Genomic DNA, 18,530 nt, shown 5'->3' with positions numbered 1-18,530 from the left:
GTTAACTCACCCGAACGCTCTCCGCGACCGCCGCCAGCCAATTGATATTTTTGCTGGGCACCGTCATTGCCACCTCAACCCATTTTCCGCGAGCCCAGGTAATAAATAGCTGCTGAGAGGCCACTCGCGATGAGCGGCTTATCGGCGTGCCATAGGTGTGCGCTCCTAACCTCATGCTGGCGGATCCCGGTTTTCCCGAGACCACCGACACGGTCACATGATACGGGGTGTTCCGGCTTCCCCAGGTCCAGGATGTGGAGGATGCGGCGAGGCTGGTGTTCATGACGGACGGAACCTCAAGGCTAAACTGCACGTTCTGGTAGCGTTCATTTTCGGTCACCCAATGCTCCCCTGAAGTGGGGCTACGTGCCGGTTGAGAGACAGGTCCGGCGGTCGACGAATGGGGTGTAGAGGCTGAACGGACAGGCTTAGGATAGGTTGTGGTCGTCGTGATTACTATGGGGTGAAGAAGTGGGCTGCCGGCAGCGTGAGAGGGCTTCCCCCGGGCTTGACGAACCGCATGCGCATGGTATGACGCGATGTTTCCTTGACGCGCGTCGAGATACCTGGTCTCTGCAATTACCTGAGACTGATGATACACCACATAGGCTGCCGCCACCAGGGCTGCCACACCCACAATGGCCACCGGCCACTGCGACAGACCGAACCGTCGCAATCGCTGCTTTATGATGAGAAATTTGTGCATGGGCAATCGGCCGCCGCAGCGAAAACAGAACCTGTCTTCCGGCAATATCGTTTCGCCACACTGAGGACAGCTTAACTGGGATTGCGCCATGAGGATCCCTCCGTTTTCACCCGTATGCGAGTGCACCAATCGATGCACGATCCATTTACTGGAATTTTAAACGACAACTGCTCCTCCGGGATCACCGGTTTAGTTCTCGGGGTAGTAATCTGGTAAGTGTCAAACTTTCCCCACCTACCTTAGTTTTTTAGCTGAATCCTCTTGTTTCCGTAGACTCTTGTTCAATCCCGGGACCTCTGCGACCGTATGATCTCCATGATCTGGCTCGTCGCCGGTCGGTCCGACCAGCGAAATCCCACCGGGCGGCCTCTTTGGGTTATGTCACAGGCGAACCGTGTCGTACCTCTGACCGTGGCTGAAGTCCCTCGATAGATGGTGACCGGCGAAGACCTTGCGTCTCCCGCCGGGCAGACCGCGATTGGACTCCTTTGGGCGACAGGCCTTCGCTCAAGTGAACTCGTGACCCTCCGAACGTGGGCACACTGCTGAGCCACGAGGGCCCGATGCTCGCCATACACGCGATCACGATCCTGTCTGCGCCCGATATGGACGGCAAGCGCGTGGTTGCAAGCCCAGCGCCAGCGCCGAATTCAGGGACCGCGGTATCCATATGATCTTCCCGTTCTCATTTCGGCCTTTGAACGGAGGGTTTCATATTGTCAAAGAGCACTTCTTGCGGTCGACCGCCAAAGTATTGGACCGCATGGACCAAGCCGCGAATGACGGCGGTCCCATCCGTGGCGGTGCCGAATTCCGCATACGTCATCCGGGAGTGGCACAGAACCATCACAAAGAGCCAGAGTTTTTGGGGTCGACCCGACATCCTCGTAGCCAAAGAACCCGAAATCCACCTGAGCCTGTTGCCCGGGTTTAGTCTCGAACCGTAAAACCGCTTGAGGCGTGGGCGCCGGGCGGCGCGGTTGGAGGTAGTTCTTGACCAGCGTATACCCGTCGGCATACCCTGCTGCCAAACATCGTGAAACACCGAGTACCGTTGGTGACGCTTCGTGCTACCTGGCCGTCTAAATAGGCCGTGAAGGGCCGGGTTCGATGGTTCGGGGGTCCTTCTGCGTGGAGATCTCGGATCTTCATCACTTGCCCACTCCTTGTCACCTCGACACATCACCTTTGGTCGGGTATTAGCGTCGGATTTCGTAGGGTCAAATTTATTCTGGCGCTGACACATAAGGAAGTTCGTGACCGGGCTGCAAACAATACCCGGACGATAGCTCGCGATGAGACAGTGTTGTTGACGGTTTCAGACAACCGTGGTCCCCTGGATGCGATTAGATTGCAAACAAGAAGTCGCTCCCGGTATCCAAAGGGATTCCGGGAGCCAACCATTGCAATCCAGAGCACTTCCAGTGGTGGATGGTTAACCTCTTGTTAATGGGGGCAGGAAGGGACCAACAGGACACTCCGCCTGGGGTCCAGGTGGGACTAGACACGGCCCAAGGGTGATCACCTGCAGCTGGACCATAACAATGATCTTGATTTCTACACACACTTGGGCAGTCAGCACGACGGCCGTTCCTGACTGGTTTAGCGTAATACCGCAGTCCGGAACGCCATTGATTAGAGGCGTGAAGGCAAAGCAGGCAACCAAGTCTGACGCGTTCAATCCAGTCGGAACGGATAATACACACGTTGCGTAGCCCACAAGGTCAACTGGCGTGGCAACCCCATCACAGTCGTAGGTAGCGGGCTGAGTCACTTGAACCGTTACCGAGTAATCGTTGTTGCCGACTGGCGTTGGGGTGCCAAACAAGGTACAGGACGGGGCTCCGACGCAGGCCGCGGCACTGGCCGTACCTGTACAGGTCGACGTCCCGGTAACCGTGACCACTTGCGAACAGCTATCATACACCTGGTCGGCTAGGATACAGGTCACACAATCCTGATCCGCCATTATGAACTCCTCCTTCTTGGGTAGGGCGCGCTATCAGCGCGTTTTCCACTAGCACCGTATGTCCGGTATCGCGTTTTGGTTACATACTTTTCCGCCGCTGTCTGCATTTCCCAAAAAATACGTGCACGACCTCCCAGGGGCACGACGTGACTTAGTGTCAGCCGTGTCCTGAGTTCGGCGGATCCGGAAGGTTGATCGGCTTTGAGCTCGACGCATGTTGTGTCGAAAAGAATTTCGGTGGATACAGTTGTATTGGATTGTCGACGCTGGGTGGTGGTGTATGCTCAACAGGGGGAGGAGTTATCGTGGGAGACGTAATGGATGTAGTCACATTACGGTGAGAACGATCATTTGAATCCAGGGAATAGCGCAACATTATAGAGCCTCTGGAAGCAGAATTTGGTGTTCGCGTATTGGAGCTCCTCATCTGCGCTCCATGGGGAAGGTACCGACGCGTCTGCTGTTGTTCGACGTGGCGTCGAAGTTCGGGGACCTGTGGTTGAGACTCGGCTGTTTTGAACGACTCACGGGGCGTGATGGTAGATGCAGAATGAGATTGATCGTTTAGTGCCGTAGACGCTTCCGATGGGGAATCTGCCGTGCGCGCCAATTCGGAGTGAAGCTGCGGGGCGTCGGTCGGTTGGAGGGTCGGCGAATCTAAGGATGCCTTATCGGTTAGTGTCAGGCTTTGCTTAGTTGAAATGGCCTGTTCACCAGAGGAGCTTTTCACGTGGATTAAGATGTTCAGAGGACTATCAGCGGCCAACGCTTCTCTTGTAGGGCGTATGTGCGCAGTGGTTTCTGATGCTCCCATCGCCGCAGCAACTGCCAGGGCGTCGGGGTTCGAAAATTTCTCGATCGCGTACCACAAGAGAAGTCCTTTGGCTAGCGGCACGGCCATGTGCTCGTCGAATCCGTAAACACGGATGGTCGGACAGGACGGACCCCAGACCCATCCAGTACGCCAAGGAATGTTCAACTGCTGGGCGACAATGCGGGCGAGCAGACCATTACGAGAATACGGGAGTGGCGCGGTTATGTGGCCACCCGCATGCGATTCCTGCAATGAAATGACAACCCCCGTGGTGGAGATGTTAATGGCGATTTGCGCCCCCCACTCGGACAAAATGGTACTTAGGTATTGGGCCCGATTTAAAAAGTCCGACCGGTAATATATGGAAACAGTAAGACCACGGAGCGGATGTGTCGGGTTTAAGGTTGGCATAGAGGTCTCCCCTTGCATATAGGTTCGTTTCGCTAGTTTATGCAGAGCGAGATGCATTGGTGCAGTTACCAAGTAGGTCCTAGGAAAAGCTCGCTGATCAATATACCCGGGCGATATGATCTTGTTGGGATCACGAACGTATGCTCAGGGGGCTGGCGCCCCAGACCGTCTTCAGCACTTTGGGCAACACCTTGGCGCCATCGATCGCGATCAGAGCTCCATCGGGATCGCGAAACCCCCTATCTTCACACAAATAGCGCTGAATGACGATGCCTTCCAACATCCAATCCCAAGGCGGCTAGATATCAGAACGCCACGTTTCTGTGGAGCATCTAAGCCTATGTCGCGGGTCGGGATGTCAGAGGTAAATTTAGACTTTCAGGTATCCCAAGTGTATGAGTGCCCAGCACAGTGGGGACAGCTAAAAATGAGATGACTCAGGGAGCAATTGTCGCGCGGTTAAATGTCAAGGTCCATTTTTTTCGCGGGACAGTCGGCGAAAGCCATGATGAAATAAACCTTCCGGAAAGAATGTGGTAGTAAATGGAAAATTGGTTGCCGGTCCCCTTATTGCGGCATCAGCTTCTTTTCGTCGTAGATTTGGCCTCGGGTCAGCATCCCGTAGACCACGTCGACCAACTTGCGCGCCGTCACGACCAGCGCCCGCTTATGCGCGTGGTGCCGGGCCTCGCGATACTTCTTCTCATAAAAGGCTACGAAGTGCGGGTCCCCACGGACTCTCTCGGTTGCTTCGACGTAGTCGTACCGCAAGTAGGCGTTGCCCGACCGCGATAGCGGTCGGATGTCGGCATCGAAATCCCCCGATTGGTGGGGGCGCCACGTGAGCCACGCATATTTGGCCAAGGCATTTTCCGACGCAAAGCGTTCCACGGGCCGATTTTGGCCAGCAAGCCCGCACCGTACACCCGACCGATGCCGGGCACACTGGTCAGGGTCTGCTGGAAGGCCCGCAAATCCCGGCCAATCACCGCGTCCAGCGCGCGCCGTTGGCGCTCAAAGGCCCGGATGGTATCAGGTGCAGCACCAAACTTTAATGCCGGGCGTCCCGCTCTTCCGGGTGCAACCGGAAGGCGCGGAAAGCCAAGCGTTGCAGGGTCTGGGCAATGTCCTCCCGCGCCTTCTACCGATTGCGACCGGCCGCACCGATTTCCGCCGCGAGATCGGCCAGGGGGGTCTCTGAATGTTAGTCTGATCCATGGACACCGTGAATTCGGGGATGATACTCTAACCGAATGAGGTGAGCCAAATGGCTAGGAGATGCGACAAAGCGTTCAAAGAGCAAGCGATTCAGATGGTGATCGAGCTCCACCAGCCGGTGGCGGAGGTGGCTCGGGATTTCGGTGTTCCGGACACGACCTTGCATCAGTGGCTGAAGAATGCCCGAGAACATCCTTGGGAACCCCATGTTGGGAGTGGCCATCTGCGGGAAGCCGACCAGGCAGCACGGGAGTTACAGCGACGGATTCGCGATCTCGAAGAGGAGAACGCCATCTTAAAAAAGCGATGCGCATCTTCGCCAACAACGACCGGAAGTAAAATATGCGTTCATTCATGAACATCGCTCCCCCTTCCGTGTCACGAAGATGTGCCAAGTCCTCCATACCTCTCGGAGCGGGTATTATGCCTGGTGTGATCGACCGCCGAGTCCGCGCGCCGTGCGGCGGGCTGAGCGCCTTGTGCACCGAGGGGGCGGCAAAGCTACCGGGATAGACCGGCCGTGGCATCGACGCGGTCACCACCGGGGTCGTGAGTGCTTCGCGCTCACAGCGTCGACAGGCATAGACATATTGCAAATGCTCCCGGACGGTCACCTCGGCCGGAACGATATACAGTTCCCGCCGCACCTCCGTGCTCATTTTATGGAGCGTCTGCGCACAGCTGGGGCAGACTTACTCCTCCGGCCGATATTCGATCCGCTCGACGGGCCGCTGATCCCATGCGGCATCCCGCTGGCCAGGCATTTTCTTGTGACGCTCATAGGTCACCGCCTCGACCGGCCTGGCGTCCACCGCCGGCACTGCGGTAACCTCCGTTTCATTGAACAGCCGCAATTGCGCGGCATCCGACCGTTCGGACGAGGCGTCGAATCGGGGGTGCTGGCTCAACCGAATCTGTTCTTCGATCTGCCGCACATAATCCTGCGCATGAAGCACCATCAAGGCCAGCTTTCATCTACGGGACCGGAACATTGAACACTATGACGTCGGTTCGTGCGCGCTCATCGAAGACTTTGGTGACTTCCACGCAGACGGCTGCGCACTGGCCTAGGTCAGTCATGGCACGAGACGGGTTGACCTGATTACTCGCGGGCGGCTGGCATGGCCCCAGGTCGGGTAGTAAAAGGTCCGCCGGGCCGACCGCAGCCACCAACAGGCACAGGGTAATAATATTGCGGACTTGGACACCCGCTAACATGGATTCCACGGTAGTGCCAGGGAGCGCGGCGCAGTAGATGGTGGTGCCCGTGGGCACATAGAGGGTGACCGCCTCCAATACGACATCCGGTGCCTCGAAGGTCACGATTGGCATACCCGTCGGTCCGAGCAGCGTAATCGTGAGCACGATGGTCACCTGAAGAATGATGTCCTCAAATCCGGGCTTGTCGGGTATTGGGGTCCGGGCCAGTTGCGTGCAGGTTACCCCCTTGACGCGGCTCGTAACGCCGGTAACCTCACTAATGGGAGCCTCCAAAAAGGGTGTATATTCAGTCGGGGTTAGTCCAAGGACTTTGCCGTCCGGACCGGTGACACTCCCCCACCAGTTATACTGTGCATTGACGCGCACCAACGCATCATTCACCAAGTCATAGCTCGTGTTATTATAAATATTGTTGTCATGGATTTCGGGCGTTGTGGATACCGTATCGTTCACATGGACCCCAATGTCATTTAGTGTGATGGTGTTGTCGGTTACGGTTTGAGCGTACGGACTGCGCAGGAGCATTCCATATGAAGTGGCTCCGGTGACCTGGTTGCCAGTAATGGTGACGGGCCCAAGCATGCCGGGACTTGTGACAATTCCACGTTTCACGACTGCGTGAATGGTATTGTCTGCAATGGTAATATTCTTCGAGTCTCCGCCGCTGTTAATGCCATCATTCACTGCAACGGGGCTCTCAATGTCGTACACTGTATTGTCATGGATGTTCACACTGGTCGCCGTATCTACGGCGTCATTGCCGTAGACAAAAATGCCGATCGCCCAACCGTTGTCCGGATTAGTCTCGGCGTTGCCGATGTGATAAATGACATTATTTCCAATTTCAAGTCCGTCAACGGGTCCGACATTGATACCGAATGTCCCGAAGCTTACAACCGGGCGCGTGAGACTCCCAATGTCGTGGATGATATTGTCTAGAATTTTAATATTGTCTTGGCGTCCGCTCAAACTTGTCAATATTCCTGAAGCATCTGCTGTGCCACTGTACCGAGGGTTCGTGACGGTAAAGCCCTTAAATACCACATTGTCCGCTTCGATACTCACCATGTAATAACGTTCTGTAGCACTGTTCCCATCTAATATTGTGACGGCAGGACCATCGGTCGACTGGAGGGTCAGTGGTTTATTAATAACGATCATAGGTGTGGAAGCCGGGGTGGTGGGTTCTGTATAAGTTCCTGGCCTAACCAATACCGTATCACCGGCGACGGCGGCATCGATTGCAGCTTGAATAGATGCATAGTCGTTGGGAACATAAATCACCGCCATGTTATCATCCCCCAAAATTGTAAGTTTATGTAGATATACGATCCGGGATACGTTTTTGACACAGTTTCTAAGTGCTCGGAAATGGGCGCGAGGTCAGCGCGGCAACTGCCCCCGACTGTCGTGTTTTGATGAAGCATGGGGGTAAGCTCGGGCTCAGACACCTCATGTTGTCGATGGTGCGGCCTAGCCAGGATGGTTCTTATGGCCGGATGCAGAACTCAGACGGGTTTGTAATAGGTGACATCCTCTTGAGGCGGTGATTCAAGCGATGAGCAGCAGCGCACCCAAAGCCTTCGGGGGCTCGGGGGCGGACGCGGTCGGCCCGAGCGTCGCCCACAACTCACCATGCTGGCTTGAACTACGGCTACGAGATCTTTGGCCGCGCGTGGTATTGCGGCTGCTTAGGCTAGTAGGTAAAGAGGGGTCTTGGGGCGTGGCGGTATTAGTGAGTGTCCCTTGGGCGCCCTCTTTGCCGTAGAACCGGACGTGCGCAATTCACGCATCCGACTCCCCGATTTCACATACGTTACACCATCGGATGGACCACTCGTGGACGCGGAAGGACAAACCATGGGCGCCGTGTCAGCGCGTCCACGTGAGTTTCCGTTGCTGACTGCGGCGACACAACGACCGGTCCCAGTACCACTGGACCGCACACCCCAGCCGTCCCAATGCCGCTGTTGTATGCAGCAGGTCGAAGTATTGATAGAATCTCCGCAACTTAGCGTGCAATACCCGCGCTTTCGCACGGGGGTGGTCATGTTGGTGGACCCGTAACCATTGTTTGATGTCGAGCAGGAATTTCTGCCGGCTTTTCGGGCTCGGCAACCGCACGACGGCCATCCGACCGTGCCGGTCGTGGCTGAGGTAGTGCCGGAACCCGAGAAAGTCGAAGTGATGCGGATAGCGCTGGTCCGCGTGCCAGTGGTGCCGTCCAACGGGAATGAGTCGCGCCTTTTCCTCAGCCAGTTGTTGGGGCCAACTTTAAAATCGCCAATAACGACAACCACACTTCGCCAAAAGGACAAACCTGAAGCGGCTCTTGCACACTTTTGGTGGCGCTGGGCCATGGCGTGCTCGAACCGTGAGGGTGCACGAGCCCCATGTCCATTCCCCTCGTTCGAGACCATGCCAATGCCCGAGCGCGGCGGGCCTCGACGCGTTACCGATGCAAAATCCGGGCGCTCAACAACGGAAAGCGGGCCCCGACCATACATCATCCGCTTGAGCGTCTTGGTCCGATTGTTCAACCCTGCCACCGGGCCTTGGCTCCACGGAAGGGAAATGCCGCCACCACCGCATCCCAGTCCGCGCGGAGGGTTTCTGCAAATCGCGGAAAGACCGGCACCCCACTCGCTTCTGCGGCGCGGCACCATGTTGCTAAGGCCGTCTCGCCGCGCTGATGGATCACCAAGGTTTGAAAGTGGCGCGTGAGCGTCCACGCCAGCCGGTAGGGTGGATCCTCATGGATCCGCGCACTCAAGGTCCCCGTGGCGTGACGGGGAATGCGCTGCCCTCGGTTCACTCGGCCACGACGGCGGCACAGCCAGCGTGGGACGGTCTCCACAGATTTCGTATAGCCTTGTTGGAAGGCGGCCTCCCACAAGGCCTGCGCGGTCATGTGACGATCGCCTTGCTATAATATGCCGAGCATATCCTCAGCCGACTGGGGCCGAAGTCCGGGGATCGGGGGGCCCGCGGCGATTTCCGCCGCGAGATCCTTACGGACCGTCTCCCGATCGCAATGCAGAGAGTTGGCAATCGCGGAGACGGACCATCTTTGGGCATTCAGCCGATGCACTGCTTCCCAGCGCTGGTGCTTTTGCGGCGAGGTGGTAGGCGGCACAACAGCGTCGGCCCGCTCCGGCATTTCTTGTGGATCCATAGGAATCCCCATGGGCGGATGCCAGGTTCCGATGACGGAGGCCACTCGGTCACCCCAATTTTTGAGCAAATGAAACCGATCGGCGACTTGCTGGGCTTGGGGGGCCCCCTCGCGGGCGCCCTTGGCATACGGGCCTCCCCGATCGCGCGAAACGACCTAAATGCTGGGGTGCTGACGCAGCCAGGTCGCCAGTGTCTCGGCGGTGCGATCCGGCAACACCGCCACCGGACGATGGGTGGTCAAATCAACGACCAGGGTCCCGTAGCGCGCCCCTTGTTCCACACCTAATCATCCACGCCGATGATGGTCAACGCCGCCGTCCGGTCGTCGCATCCGGGGGGCGACCGCAGTACGCACGAGGAGCCGATTAATGGTCGACCGGCTGACAGCCATCCCTTCCGCTGCGGTCGCCTGGCACGTGGCGACTGCGGTCATATCCCAGGCCCAGGTTAAGAGCCGCGCCGTGCACGGGGCGGTGCGTCGTTGCTGGGGTGACGCCGAGGGGACCCGCTCGCAAAAAATGTGCTGGGAACACGTGGGTGTCGGGCAGACAAATCGGTGCGCCCATAGTTCCACGGTGACCGTCAACGACCCGACGGGAAGTTCCTGCAGGTGGCGCGTATATTGGCTATGGATCTGGGCGCTCCACTGCCCACACGCGGGACAGGGGGTCCGATGCGCCACCGATTCGACCACGACCTGGACGGGTTGGTCCGTCCCCCGCACCAACGTCACGCGCATCCCGCACTCTGGTATACTAAACAAGGACATGTTCACACCTCCGAAAGGCGGCATGTCCATTTGACATTTGTTGCCAATATTCCTCTTTCACCAAAAGTGTGCAAGAGCCTCGGTTTGCTACGCGCTTGGCGGTTTATACCCGCCCATAATTGCTGTGCGTGGATGAGGTGGGGTATTTGCCGTTGGAGCGGCTGGACGCCACACTGTTTTTCCGTTTGTTGTCCGCAGGGGTTTGAGCGTGGCAGCTTCCTGTGGCAGGAGACCCGCAAGGCGGACAAAACCGGCGTCATCCAATTGGCCGGCAATCGATACGAAGTGGATGCCCGGCTGGCACGCAAGACCCTAACGGTGCGGTATGATCCCTACGATCTGACCATCACCCATTGCGAATATCAGGGTCAAATCTATTCCGATGCGACGCCGCTCGTGCTTCAGCATCATCGCTATCGCGAGGTCCCCACCCGGAATCCCCGTCGCCGGCGCCGCCGACCGGTTTGAACTATCTGACTTTGGCCCAAGAACAGCAGGCGGCTCGCACCCAACAAGCAGCAAGCCCGTATTCGCTATGCCACCCAGTCCCCTCGACTCGTCGACTATGAAGGAGGATCCACTCCATGGTTAAAGGCTATTTTGGCTTTACCCGGGAACCGTTCAGCAAAGAGCTCGATCCCACGGAATACTTCCCGCACAGCGGCTTTCAGAAATTGCAAGCCCGGCTCGCCATCATGGTGGAAACCCGAGCCCTGGGGCTCGTGACCGGGGAAATTAGATCGGGAAAATCGAGTGCCGTCCGGCGGCTAGCCGCCGGTTTAGATCCGCATCGGCATCCCGTGGTCTACTGTGCCGAATCCCAGCTCACGCCGTTTGATTTTTACTCGTTGGTGCTCGACGCCTTCGGCATGACGCCCTGTTTTCCGCGCTCGCAAGCGCGTCGGCAATTCATGGCGCTCATGACCGACCTCTTTGACCAACAGCATAAAGTGCCGGTCCTGATCATTGACGAGGCCCAAAATCTTCCGGCCACCATGCTCCAAGACCTTCGGTTCATCGCCAATACCCAAACGGACGCCGTCACGCCCTTCGCGTGCATCTTGGTTGGACAACCCGACTTGCGGGCCCAACTCCGCCTGCGATACTTTAACCCGATTCAGCAACGCATTGCCTTGCGCTATCACTTGGGCGGCACTCCGAGTCTGAAACCCAGGTCTATGTCGCGCATCATTGTCAACTTGCGGGCACGACCCATCCGTTGATGGCTCCTACGGCGCTGAGCGTACTCTACGCACAAACCCAGGGCATCCTGCGGCTCATCAATCTGTTCGCCGTCCAAGCGCTCTGGGCCGCGGCCCATGCAGAGATCGTGTATGAATCACACATGCAACAGGTCATTGCCGATCGGCGCGACAGCAACTGACCCCGACCGTCACTAGACCTCCTCCCGTGTGGGCAGGGGGTCTGGTGCCAACGGCCTTAGCATAACCTTGGGGGCTAAACGCGTTGGCATTGAGCGGCAGTGCTGCCAAGAAGCGTTAGCGCCAGCACTAACGGCGGTATCACGCTGCCCGACCGGCACCCCGACGCCGACACTTCTCATGGCAGGGGGCGACCGCCTGGCCGGTCGCCCTCACGGGCCGGGTGATGATTCCACATCGGGCGGAGCGACGCGCTCGTTGACAGCCCCAGTCCGGTGGCCGAAGGGCCCGCCACCCATACAATGACGGGACGCGCCTCTGGCGGCTATGGCACGGGACCCGGCATAAGGCCGCTCAGTTAACACCGATTGGATAGCGCCTCACGGTTTCGGGGGGCGGTGTCGTTGTATATTGCCTTCTCGGCAAGGCTCGGTCCTATGCTCAAACAATGGATCCTGCACGCGTGGACCGGGGACCGGCGTGAGACGTCGCTTGAGCGATTGCCCGTCAATCCTCCACTCTACCCCAGGAGTGGATCGACCACCCGTGAACCCGGCAAGGTGGGGCGAGAGATCGGCGCAGGAACCATATTCTGGAACACTGCATACGGTATCACGGGGAAACGACAGTGACCTCAGCCGTCGCGGGACGGTAGCTGGGTGAAATTAATAGCAAAACAGGAGGGAGAACACTGTGAGCAAAGACGAGGCGTGGCTCCCGGGTTCAAAGGGCGGCCCGGACGTGAAGACCGAGAACGCACAGCCCATAGATTCAAAGACCGATAACCGTCGGAGAGACTCCTTACCGATCGGCGCGGTGTCCGTCGGAGACGGCCCCGAGCCGGGGTCCGGTTCGCGCGATATTCACATCAAGCCGCCTGACGGCCACGGGGGAGCGATCCAACTCAACATCCAAGGTCAAGCCGAATCACAGAGCCAGTGGCAAGTGCAAGGCCAACTCCAACTGATGGCCCAGTGGCAAACCCAAGCCCAGGCTCAATGGCAGGAGCTTCATCAACTGCTGGCCCAAGTGGTAGCCCAGCTTCAGGCCCAGCACCAGTACCAAGACCAGTGGCAGACCCAATGGCAGTGGCAATTGCAACTCATTCTCTTGCTACTCCTCGATGACCATCACGGTGATCGCCACAAGACGCTTCGGGAAGTCCAGGAGCTACTCGCAAACCAGAAGAGCTAGCCCGCGACGGGGCTTGATCAGAATCCGGAAGGGTCCGCGTCGCATCCGCGAGGCGGGCTCTTTTGGTGCCCGGCCTGGGCGTGTTCTTTTAGGGGGCAAGTTCGAACGGGCGCTGACCGTTCCACCCGTTAACCAAGGACCCGGGTCCCACCCAAAGGCGGCATCTAAAGTTGACGGCAAATCCTGGCCCTGATCCGCGGAGTACTGTGTTACGAGACTCTTTTTATGAGATTTGGTGTACGGAACCCCACGGCCCCCATAAAACGAGCCGCGAATGCCCAAACTAACAGGGAGAAAGGGGCACACGCTATGCGCACACGACAGAATTCGTGGGAGCGGCTCCGCGAGCAAACGGTCACCCAACTCGTGGCGGCTGCCTTAGCCGAAGACCGGGAGGCCTTCCGTCAGTTGTGGTGGAACTGGTGTTGTATTCAGGAGACCGAAGCCCTGATGGCACGGTGGTTGCGGTCCCCCGATTCTGCCGCCGCCCCACACCACGTCCGACGATGCAATGACAGCTCTTGAGCCGCGAGTTTTCCTGTTAGCGTTCGTGGGCTTCCAGGAGTTTATCGCCGGCGTGCCAATTCACCGGGCAGGAGCCGTCCGCCTGGAGCCCCTGCAGGGCCCACCACGCTTCATCCACTGAGCACCCGACGTGGACCCGTCCGGGTCCGAGACGGTGTGGGCAAGGGGCCCGGGGACCCGACCACGGTATGGGGATGGACCGGGGCGGGATACTCATGCAGGATGCGATCCCCCACCCGAATTACGACACCCCCACCCGGACGTCGTTGCACGACGACCTGCTGCCCGATCCAGTCATAGCCAACGGCCCAGGCGTGGCCCGCCCACCGCACATACCCATCGGTGTGCACGCGACGCACCAACTCCTCCCCATACCAGAAGCGATGGGCTCCGGACCAGGGCGTACAGCCCGCCACATCCGCTGCGCGGCGATCGGTCGGGCGCTCATGGATGGTGCCATGGACCCGGACATCGGCCACCGTGCGCACCCAGGTTACGACCTGATGATTCAGGTCATCCAGCCCTTCGATGCGCTGCACCCGCGGCCAGAAGTTGTCCCGGACATAGCGCACAGGCCGTTCCACCTTGCCTTTGGTTTGACCCCGATAGGGGCGGGCGGCCTTGGGCGTGAACCCATGAAACGCGGCAAAGGCGGCAAAGCGCGGATGCCATAAGACGGGGCCGTCGACCGGATGGGCGACGACCATGGGGGTCATATTGTCCGACAGGATCTCGGTGGGCACGCCGCCGAACGTGGCAAACGCATGCTCCAAGCAGGTAAAGAGCGTGTCTTGACGGGTGTCGTGGACGAACTCGATGTATAGACACCGAGAATAGCTCAAGGTCAGGATAAAGATCCACAGCGGCCGGACGGTGCCGTCCGGATATTCGAGCCGGCCAAAATGGGCCCAATCACATTGGGCTTGCCGTCCTGGGGGTGTCTCATACCGCTGCACGGGCTCAGGCACCCCCGTGGGACGCAAAGGGTGTACGAAGTTCTTGAGGGTACTCCGGCCCCCGGTATAGCCCCGTAGCCGAATCTCGTCCAGCAACATCGCGGTGTTGACGCAACCCGCTCGGACGCGTTCTCGGATATACTCTTCATAGGGTTCAAGGAGGCGCGGCCGCGCCGAGGCCGGCGGAGGGCTAGTCCGCTGGCGCGGGTCGCCCGCATCGCGAATGTCGCGAATGGTTTTCCGGTCGTGGCCCGTCTCCCGATGGATGTGGGACACGGATTGTCCGTCTTGCAACGCATCATAAATGGCCAATCGTTCATCTCTCCCCAATTGCCGCATGGAACCTCTCCTCCGCAATCGACAGGATGTACCACAGGGTGGCTTCCAGCGATTCTCGCGCGGAGGGCCGCGATCCTGCTGCGACGGAATGGATGGCGACATCTTCTTGGCCAAAATGGGGATTTTCCGTTGGCCGTTTTGGCGACTTTAGGTTGGCCCTTTTGGCGAAGTGTGATTGTCGTTATTGGGGATTTTAAAGTTGGCCGCAACAGCCCCTCCGGCACCGGCTCGGCGAGCCCGTGGGGCTCACCGCCAGGCAGAGGGACACGCGGGGCGGCATGAGGCCGCCGCCTCACGACCCCCACGCTCCTTCTTCAGTAAATTGGTACATGCCAAAGACGGGTCGGTGTCTGGAGGGTTTTTTGTCCCGCGTCTAGCCCCGCACCCTATCGCATTCGCCAGCCCAATCTCTCTTCAGAAATACCGTCCGTTCGCCGAACATTCTCGATGCGGTCGGCTCGTACGCGGTCTCCCGCCGACTCGTATAAGAAAACGTGATCGCCGTCGCACATCTTCCCCTCAGGTTGACTAGAGAAAGTCTTACCTAGAGAAAGTAGGGATGAGGCTGGCTGGTCGCGAAGGCGACTAAGGTGTGGGACGAACCCACCCTCGCATCGTGCAATCCTGTCAACTTACAGGATCGGGACCTCTCCCCAAATTAGGGAAATGGCACCAAGGTCGTACGCGGAAGTGCTCGCGTAAAAGTAAATAACAAACGCCATGGCAGTACCCGGCGGTATGACCCACAAGCCAGGCACAAAGTTATTAGTGACCCAGGATGCAGCCGCAAGGTTTCGCGCCAGCAGGACGCCATCCGGCGGAGTAGATGGCGGGGGAGTCTCTGTGACCATGTAGGCTTGGGCTACAGACGAGAGCGTCTCGGCCGAGTTTGTGCTTTGGATGGTCACCGGCGTGAGCGGAGTCGAGAATGTCGGATTGTTTTGGGCGAACAAGTCGGAAAAGATGGAATATTGATTAGCTCCAACTCCGAAAACCTGTAGTAGCTTTCCGGATCCTCCCGGGTTCTGAAGGACTAAGAATAGCTTTCCGCCATTCACAGGAACGTCGACGTCACCGGTTGACGCCTGAAACACTAACCCCTGTCGTGCTAAGGCCCACGGCTCTGTCGAGACCAGCTGCGGAGCGAAAAAACGGGAGGGCGCGGCAAGAAAAGGTGGACAGATAACGCTCGCACTCATATACAAAACCTCCCTATGCAGATTTGCTTCCACTATATGACAGTCTTGCCGAAGGGTTCCATTAGGCCATTCCATGCACGACGCCATGTCCCGGCAAGCCGAAAACCAGCGCCACGGCTCGAAAGGTCTGGTGCTCATCCAATCAGGGGGTCACGACCCGCCGTGTGAGATCGAACGAGGACGCGCTCGCGTATCTGACGCTCAAACCTGATCAAGGAGGTGGTGAAGCAGCTGTAGGCAGCTATTATCGGGTTTCGGAGCCTCCAGGAACATCTCGATACGACCTCGGCTGGCATCGCTGGAGTGACTCAACTCTCTCTGCAGGCCACCTCCCCTTGCATTGGCACCGAGTACTGTACCGCGCCACCGAAATGTCTATCGCCGCCGAGGGCAGGCCGTTGAGCACCTACACATCGCCCCACATCCTACCTCAATATTTTGATAGGTTTCCCGGTCTTTTCATCGTCTTCGAGTTTTTCCGTCGGTTCCCTCTCGAACGGTCTTTGCTTCACCCGATCACGCTAGCGAACCCTGCCATGTACGCAGGGAGGGAGACGTGACCAACCGCAAAGCAGCACAGGGGGGACTTGATGGTGTCATAGGCGTGCGGGTCCTGGCTACATGGACAGAGCCCCTCACACCTGTCGGCGCTTCCGTCTTGACAGGCTTCAGGGGGCTGCGATACGGTAGCACCACACCAATGCCCTAGACGCCGGCCGCCACGGGTAGGTTGCGCCGCCGTCTGTCTGTACCGAGAGAACCCAAGAACTCTCCTTTCTGAATGCGCATGCATGAAACCGGTGGGAAGCTCATGCGACGGGATTTTTGTCACTAAGCACCGTCACTGCGAACGACCGTGCGTGCCTGTTGAGTGGTGGTCGAATACACTACGGCAGATTTTACCAGGCAGAAACAGGAAAATGATACGCCCATGGAGAAAGTTTATAGGGTAAGCTTGTACGTTTCACGCATCGCTGTTCCGAAAGGATGCTCTGAATGCGCAAGTTAATATGAGTGTTTGCATTGATGACGAGTTTCCTGTTGGTGGCGGGCGGCGCGACCTTCGCTGCGGCGCTCTCTACGACGGCCACGACGCAAACGGCAACCTCAAAGATCGTGTCCTCGTCGACATATTTAACTCCGGGTCCCGGCACGACCCTACAGGCTCGTCCAGCCGGGTCGGCAGGGTTTTAACAGTGCTCTAAAACTTTGCTCATTATTGCTCATGGTTGTATCATTTAACCATGAACAGAAAACTTGTGGGAATCCGCGAAGCGGCAGAGTTTTTGGGCGTTAACCCCTCCACATTGCGGCGTTGGGAACAAGAAGGCCGACTCATGCCGGATGAACGGACTGCTGGGGGGTATCGCCGCTATGATCTCGCGCGATTGCGCCCCAACCAGTTTCGTCAGCAGGATGGGGAGCGCAAGACGGTGGCGTATGCCCGGGTGTCGAGCCACGACCAAAAGGCCGATCTGGAACGCCAAAAACAAGGGCTCGAATTGTACTGTGCACAACAGGGCTGGACCTTCGAGGTGATCACCGATCGGGGGTCGGGGATGAACTACCATAAAAAGGGGCTCACAAAACTCCTGAACGACATTTTGGCGGACCGTGTCAGTCGATTGGTGATTACCCACAAAGATCGCCTCGTGCGATTTGGGGCCGAGTTAGTCTTCGCGATTTGCGAAGCGAAGCACGTGGAAGTGGTGATTCTGAACCAAGGGGAGGACACCCCGTTTGAAGAAGATTTAGCCCAGGACGTACTCGAAATCATCACCGTCTTTTCAGCGCGGCTCTACGGCAGTCGCTCCCGAAAGAACCAAAAATTGTTGGAGGGCGTGAAACACGCGGTCGAGGAGGCGTCGTCGTGATTGTGGCGCATAAAATCGCGTTGGATCCCAATAACCGGCAAGAGACGTACGTTCGTCAGGCCGCCGGCGTCGCACGATTTGCCTACAACTGGGCCCTGGCAGAATGGCAAGCGCAGTATGGACGCATGGAAAGCCGATCCCACGCAACCCCAGCCCTCGGAAGCCGCTTGGCGGCGTCGCCTCAACACGATCAAAGGCGCCCAATTCCCGTGGATGCAGGCCGTGACCAAAAACGCGCCCCAGATGGCCATTAGCCACTGGGGTCGCGCGTTCCGGAATTTCTTCGCCGGAACGGGGGGTTATCCGACATTTAAGAAAAAGGGCCGCCACGATAGCTTTTCCCTCACCAACGATCAGTTTGCCATCAAAGGGACGGGGGTGCGCATCCCCAAGCTGGGGTGGGTGCGGATGCACGAACCCTTGCGGTTTGTTGGCAACGTGTTGTCCGGCACCCTCTCGCGGACCGCTGACCGCTGGTTTCTCAGCATCACCGTCGAAATCCCGGATCTGCCCATCGTCCCCCGCCAAAACCACGCGACGGTCGGGGTGGATCTCGGGGTGTCGGCATTGGCCACGCTCTCTAGCGGTGAGAAGATCGCCGGGCCAAAGGCGCACGCTGCGGCGTTGAAGCACCTCCGTCGATTGTCGAAGCAATACACTCGCCAGATGGAGGCCGCCAAAGTCCGTGCCGGGCTTCCACCCGGCCAACCGATTCCCAAGGGGATGCGGGTTCCCCGATCCCGCAATATGGAGAAGACGTAGCGCCGCATAGCGCG

Annotated in this window: 20 protein-coding genes and 2 pseudogenes; 10 read left to right on the top strand and 12 right to left on the bottom strand. The window is 58.2% G+C overall.

Translation table 11 applies throughout. The features are described from left to right. Window position 1: 1 nt before the first annotated feature. The 3 genes from HIJ39_RS06830 to HIJ39_RS06820 all read right to left on the bottom strand — a co-directional run bounded on the left by HIJ39_RS06830 (window position 2) and on the right by HIJ39_RS06820 (window position 4,791). Window positions 2-796 carry a zinc ribbon domain-containing protein gene (locus HIJ39_RS06830; protein WP_169098036.1) on the bottom strand — a complete coding sequence of 265 codons (795 nt, stop codon included), beginning with the start codon at window positions 794-796 and terminating at the stop codon, window positions 2-4. A 595-nt stretch (window positions 797-1,391) separates the two neighbouring features. Further along, window positions 1,392-1,589 carry a DDE-type integrase/transposase/recombinase gene (locus HIJ39_RS06825; protein WP_169098034.1) on the bottom strand — a complete coding sequence of 66 codons (198 nt, stop codon included), beginning with the start codon at window positions 1,587-1,589 and terminating at the stop codon, window positions 1,392-1,394. A gap of 2,878 nt (window positions 1,590-4,467) precedes the next feature. Beyond that, complete coding sequence (locus tag HIJ39_RS06820) at window positions 4,468-4,791, bottom strand: transposase (protein ID WP_169098032.1); 324 nt, start codon at window positions 4,789-4,791, stop codon at window positions 4,468-4,470. 145 nt (window positions 4,792-4,936) lie between these two features. Between HIJ39_RS06820 and HIJ39_RS06815 the strand changes: the two genes are divergently transcribed. Then, complete coding sequence (locus tag HIJ39_RS06815; RefSeq protein WP_169098030.1) at window positions 4,937-5,101, top strand: hypothetical protein; 165 nt, start codon at window positions 4,937-4,939, stop codon at window positions 5,099-5,101. A gap of 66 nt (window positions 5,102-5,167) precedes the next feature. Further along, window positions 5,168-5,476, top strand: coding sequence for a transposase (locus HIJ39_RS06810; RefSeq protein ID WP_169098028.1), 309 nt, complete (start codon window positions 5,168-5,170; stop codon window positions 5,474-5,476). Window positions 5,477-5,693: 217 nt separating this feature from the next. Here the strand turns inward: HIJ39_RS06810 and HIJ39_RS25110 are convergent. From HIJ39_RS25110 to HIJ39_RS06780, 7 genes and pseudogenes are all read right to left on the bottom strand, one after another. Beyond that, a pseudogene (locus tag HIJ39_RS25110) lies at window positions 5,694-5,798 on the bottom strand (IS66 family transposase zinc-finger binding domain-containing protein); the annotation flags it as partial. Window positions 5,799-5,810: 12 nt separating this feature from the next. Next, window positions 5,811-6,077, bottom strand: coding sequence for an IS66 family transposase (locus HIJ39_RS06800; protein ID WP_169098026.1), 267 nt, complete (start codon window positions 6,075-6,077; stop codon window positions 5,811-5,813). A 16-nt stretch (window positions 6,078-6,093) separates the two neighbouring features. Next, complete coding sequence (locus HIJ39_RS06795; RefSeq protein ID WP_169098024.1) at window positions 6,094-7,629, bottom strand: right-handed parallel beta-helix repeat-containing protein; 1,536 nt, start codon at window positions 7,627-7,629, stop codon at window positions 6,094-6,096. Window positions 7,630-8,875: 1,246 nt separating this feature from the next. Next, window positions 8,876-9,250 carry a transposase gene (locus tag HIJ39_RS06790; protein ID WP_169098023.1) on the bottom strand — a complete coding sequence of 125 codons (375 nt, stop codon included), beginning with the start codon at window positions 9,248-9,250 and terminating at the stop codon, window positions 8,876-8,878. 15 nt (window positions 9,251-9,265) lie between these two features. Beyond that, window positions 9,266-9,514, bottom strand: coding sequence for a hypothetical protein (locus tag HIJ39_RS24050; protein WP_243239404.1), 249 nt, complete (start codon window positions 9,512-9,514; stop codon window positions 9,266-9,268). A 47-nt stretch (window positions 9,515-9,561) separates the two neighbouring features. Beyond that, a pseudogene (locus tag HIJ39_RS25105) lies at window positions 9,562-9,787 on the bottom strand (transposase); the annotation flags it as partial. 15 nt (window positions 9,788-9,802) lie between these two features. After that, the gene (locus tag HIJ39_RS06780) at window positions 9,803-10,285 is read right to left on the bottom strand and encodes a transposase family protein (RefSeq protein ID WP_169098021.1); all 483 of its coding nucleotides are present in this window, start codon (window positions 10,283-10,285) and stop codon (window positions 9,803-9,805) included. A 132-nt stretch (window positions 10,286-10,417) separates the two neighbouring features. Between HIJ39_RS06780 and HIJ39_RS06775 the strand changes: the two genes are divergently transcribed. The 5 genes from HIJ39_RS06775 (at window position 10,418) to HIJ39_RS06755 (ending at window position 13,386) form a co-directional block, all read left to right on the top strand. Next, window positions 10,418-10,753: a Mu transposase C-terminal domain-containing protein gene (locus HIJ39_RS06775; RefSeq protein ID WP_243239403.1), complete on the top strand. Its 336-nt coding sequence runs from the start codon at window positions 10,418-10,420 to the stop codon at window positions 10,751-10,753. 116 nt (window positions 10,754-10,869) lie between these two features. Beyond that, window positions 10,870-11,508, top strand: coding sequence for an ExeA family protein (locus HIJ39_RS06770; RefSeq protein WP_169098019.1), 639 nt, complete (start codon window positions 10,870-10,872; stop codon window positions 11,506-11,508). Then, on the top strand, window positions 11,508-11,669 hold the full coding sequence (locus tag HIJ39_RS06765; protein WP_169098017.1) for a hypothetical protein: 162 nt from the start codon (window positions 11,508-11,510) through the stop codon (window positions 11,667-11,669). Before HIJ39_RS06770 ends, HIJ39_RS06765 begins: the two co-directional genes overlap by 1 nt. 691 nt (window positions 11,670-12,360) lie before the next feature. Next, on the top strand, window positions 12,361-12,861 hold the full coding sequence (locus tag HIJ39_RS06760; protein WP_169098015.1) for a hypothetical protein: 501 nt from the start codon (window positions 12,361-12,363) through the stop codon (window positions 12,859-12,861). Window positions 12,862-13,170: 309 nt separating this feature from the next. Beyond that, on the top strand, window positions 13,171-13,386 hold the full coding sequence (locus tag HIJ39_RS06755; protein ID WP_169098013.1) for a hypothetical protein: 216 nt from the start codon (window positions 13,171-13,173) through the stop codon (window positions 13,384-13,386). Between the two features lie 110 nt (window positions 13,387-13,496). Here the strand turns inward: HIJ39_RS06755 and istA are convergent, their stop codons facing one another. After that, a complete protein-coding gene (istA, locus tag HIJ39_RS06750) occupies window positions 13,497-14,681 on the bottom strand; it encodes an IS21 family transposase (RefSeq protein WP_169098011.1) in 1,185 nt (394 codons plus the stop codon). 632 nt (window positions 14,682-15,313) lie between these two features. Then, window positions 15,314-15,880, bottom strand: a complete 567-nt coding sequence (locus HIJ39_RS06745) for a hypothetical protein (protein WP_169098010.1) — start codon at window positions 15,878-15,880, stop codon at window positions 15,314-15,316. A gap of 1,244 nt (window positions 15,881-17,124) precedes the next feature. Here HIJ39_RS06745 and HIJ39_RS06740 point away from each other — a divergent pair. From HIJ39_RS06740 to HIJ39_RS23660, 3 genes are read left to right on the top strand one after another with little or no spacing between them, the layout of a single operon-like run. Further along, window positions 17,125-17,754, top strand: coding sequence for an IS607 family transposase (locus HIJ39_RS06740; RefSeq protein WP_169098008.1), 630 nt, complete (start codon window positions 17,125-17,127; stop codon window positions 17,752-17,754). Beyond that, window positions 17,751-18,008, top strand: coding sequence for a helix-turn-helix domain-containing protein (locus HIJ39_RS06735; RefSeq protein ID WP_207711525.1), 258 nt, complete (start codon window positions 17,751-17,753; stop codon window positions 18,006-18,008). Before HIJ39_RS06740 ends, HIJ39_RS06735 begins: the two co-directional genes overlap by 4 nt. Then, window positions 17,977-18,516 (top strand): RNA-guided endonuclease InsQ/TnpB family protein, encoded by a 540-nt coding sequence (locus tag HIJ39_RS23660; protein WP_207711524.1) that lies wholly within the window; start codon window positions 17,977-17,979, stop codon window positions 18,514-18,516. The genes HIJ39_RS06735 and HIJ39_RS23660 overlap by 32 nt, the downstream gene beginning before the upstream one ends. Window positions 18,517-18,530: the final 14 nt, after the last annotated feature.

It is taken from the genome of Sulfobacillus harzensis (assembly GCF_012933365.1).
Lineage (GTDB): Bacteria > Bacillota > Sulfobacillia > Sulfobacillales > Sulfobacillaceae > Sulfobacillus_B > Sulfobacillus_B harzensis.
The sequence above is the reverse complement of the archived record's forward strand: the minus strand, read 5'-3'. Positions and strand labels throughout refer to the sequence as shown.

Coding starts and splice junctions, on each gene's coding strand:
- istA (WP_169098011.1), bottom strand. CDS start 14,681: ATGCGGCAATTGGGGAGAGATGAACGATTGGCCATTTATGATGCGTTG.
- HIJ39_RS06765 (WP_169098017.1), top strand. CDS start 11,508: ATGGCTCCTACGGCGCTGAGCGTACTCTACGCACAAACCCAGGGCATC.
- HIJ39_RS06770 (WP_169098019.1), top strand. CDS start 10,870: ATGGTTAAAGGCTATTTTGGCTTTACCCGGGAACCGTTCAGCAAAGAG.
- HIJ39_RS06790 (WP_169098023.1), bottom strand. CDS start 9,250: ATGACCGCGCAGGCCTTGTGGGAGGCCGCCTTCCAACAAGGCTATACG.
- HIJ39_RS06745 (WP_169098010.1), bottom strand. CDS start 15,880: ATGAGTGCGAGCGTTATCTGTCCACCTTTTCTTGCCGCGCCCTCCCGT.
- HIJ39_RS24050 (WP_243239404.1), bottom strand. CDS start 9,514: ATGGATCCACAAGAAATGCCGGAGCGGGCCGACGCTGTTGTGCCGCCT.
- HIJ39_RS06830 (WP_169098036.1), bottom strand. CDS start 796: ATGGCGCAATCCCAGTTAAGCTGTCCTCAGTGTGGCGAAACGATATTG.
- HIJ39_RS06740 (WP_169098008.1), top strand. CDS start 17,125: ATGAACAGAAAACTTGTGGGAATCCGCGAAGCGGCAGAGTTTTTGGGC.
- HIJ39_RS06810 (WP_169098028.1), top strand. CDS start 5,168: ATGGCTAGGAGATGCGACAAAGCGTTCAAAGAGCAAGCGATTCAGATG.
- HIJ39_RS06780 (WP_169098021.1), bottom strand. CDS start 10,285: ATGTCCTTGTTTAGTATACCAGAGTGCGGGATGCGCGTGACGTTGGTG.
- HIJ39_RS06800 (WP_169098026.1), bottom strand. CDS start 6,077: ATGGTGCTTCATGCGCAGGATTATGTGCGGCAGATCGAAGAACAGATT.
- HIJ39_RS06775 (WP_243239403.1), top strand. CDS start 10,418: ATGAGGTGGGGTATTTGCCGTTGGAGCGGCTGGACGCCACACTGTTTT.
- HIJ39_RS06825 (WP_169098034.1), bottom strand. CDS start 1,589: ATGTCGGGTCGACCCCAAAAACTCTGGCTCTTTGTGATGGTTCTGTGC.
- HIJ39_RS06795 (WP_169098024.1), bottom strand. CDS start 7,629: ATGGCGGTGATTTATGTTCCCAACGACTATGCATCTATTCAAGCTGCA.
- HIJ39_RS06755 (WP_169098013.1), top strand. CDS start 13,171: ATGCGCACACGACAGAATTCGTGGGAGCGGCTCCGCGAGCAAACGGTC.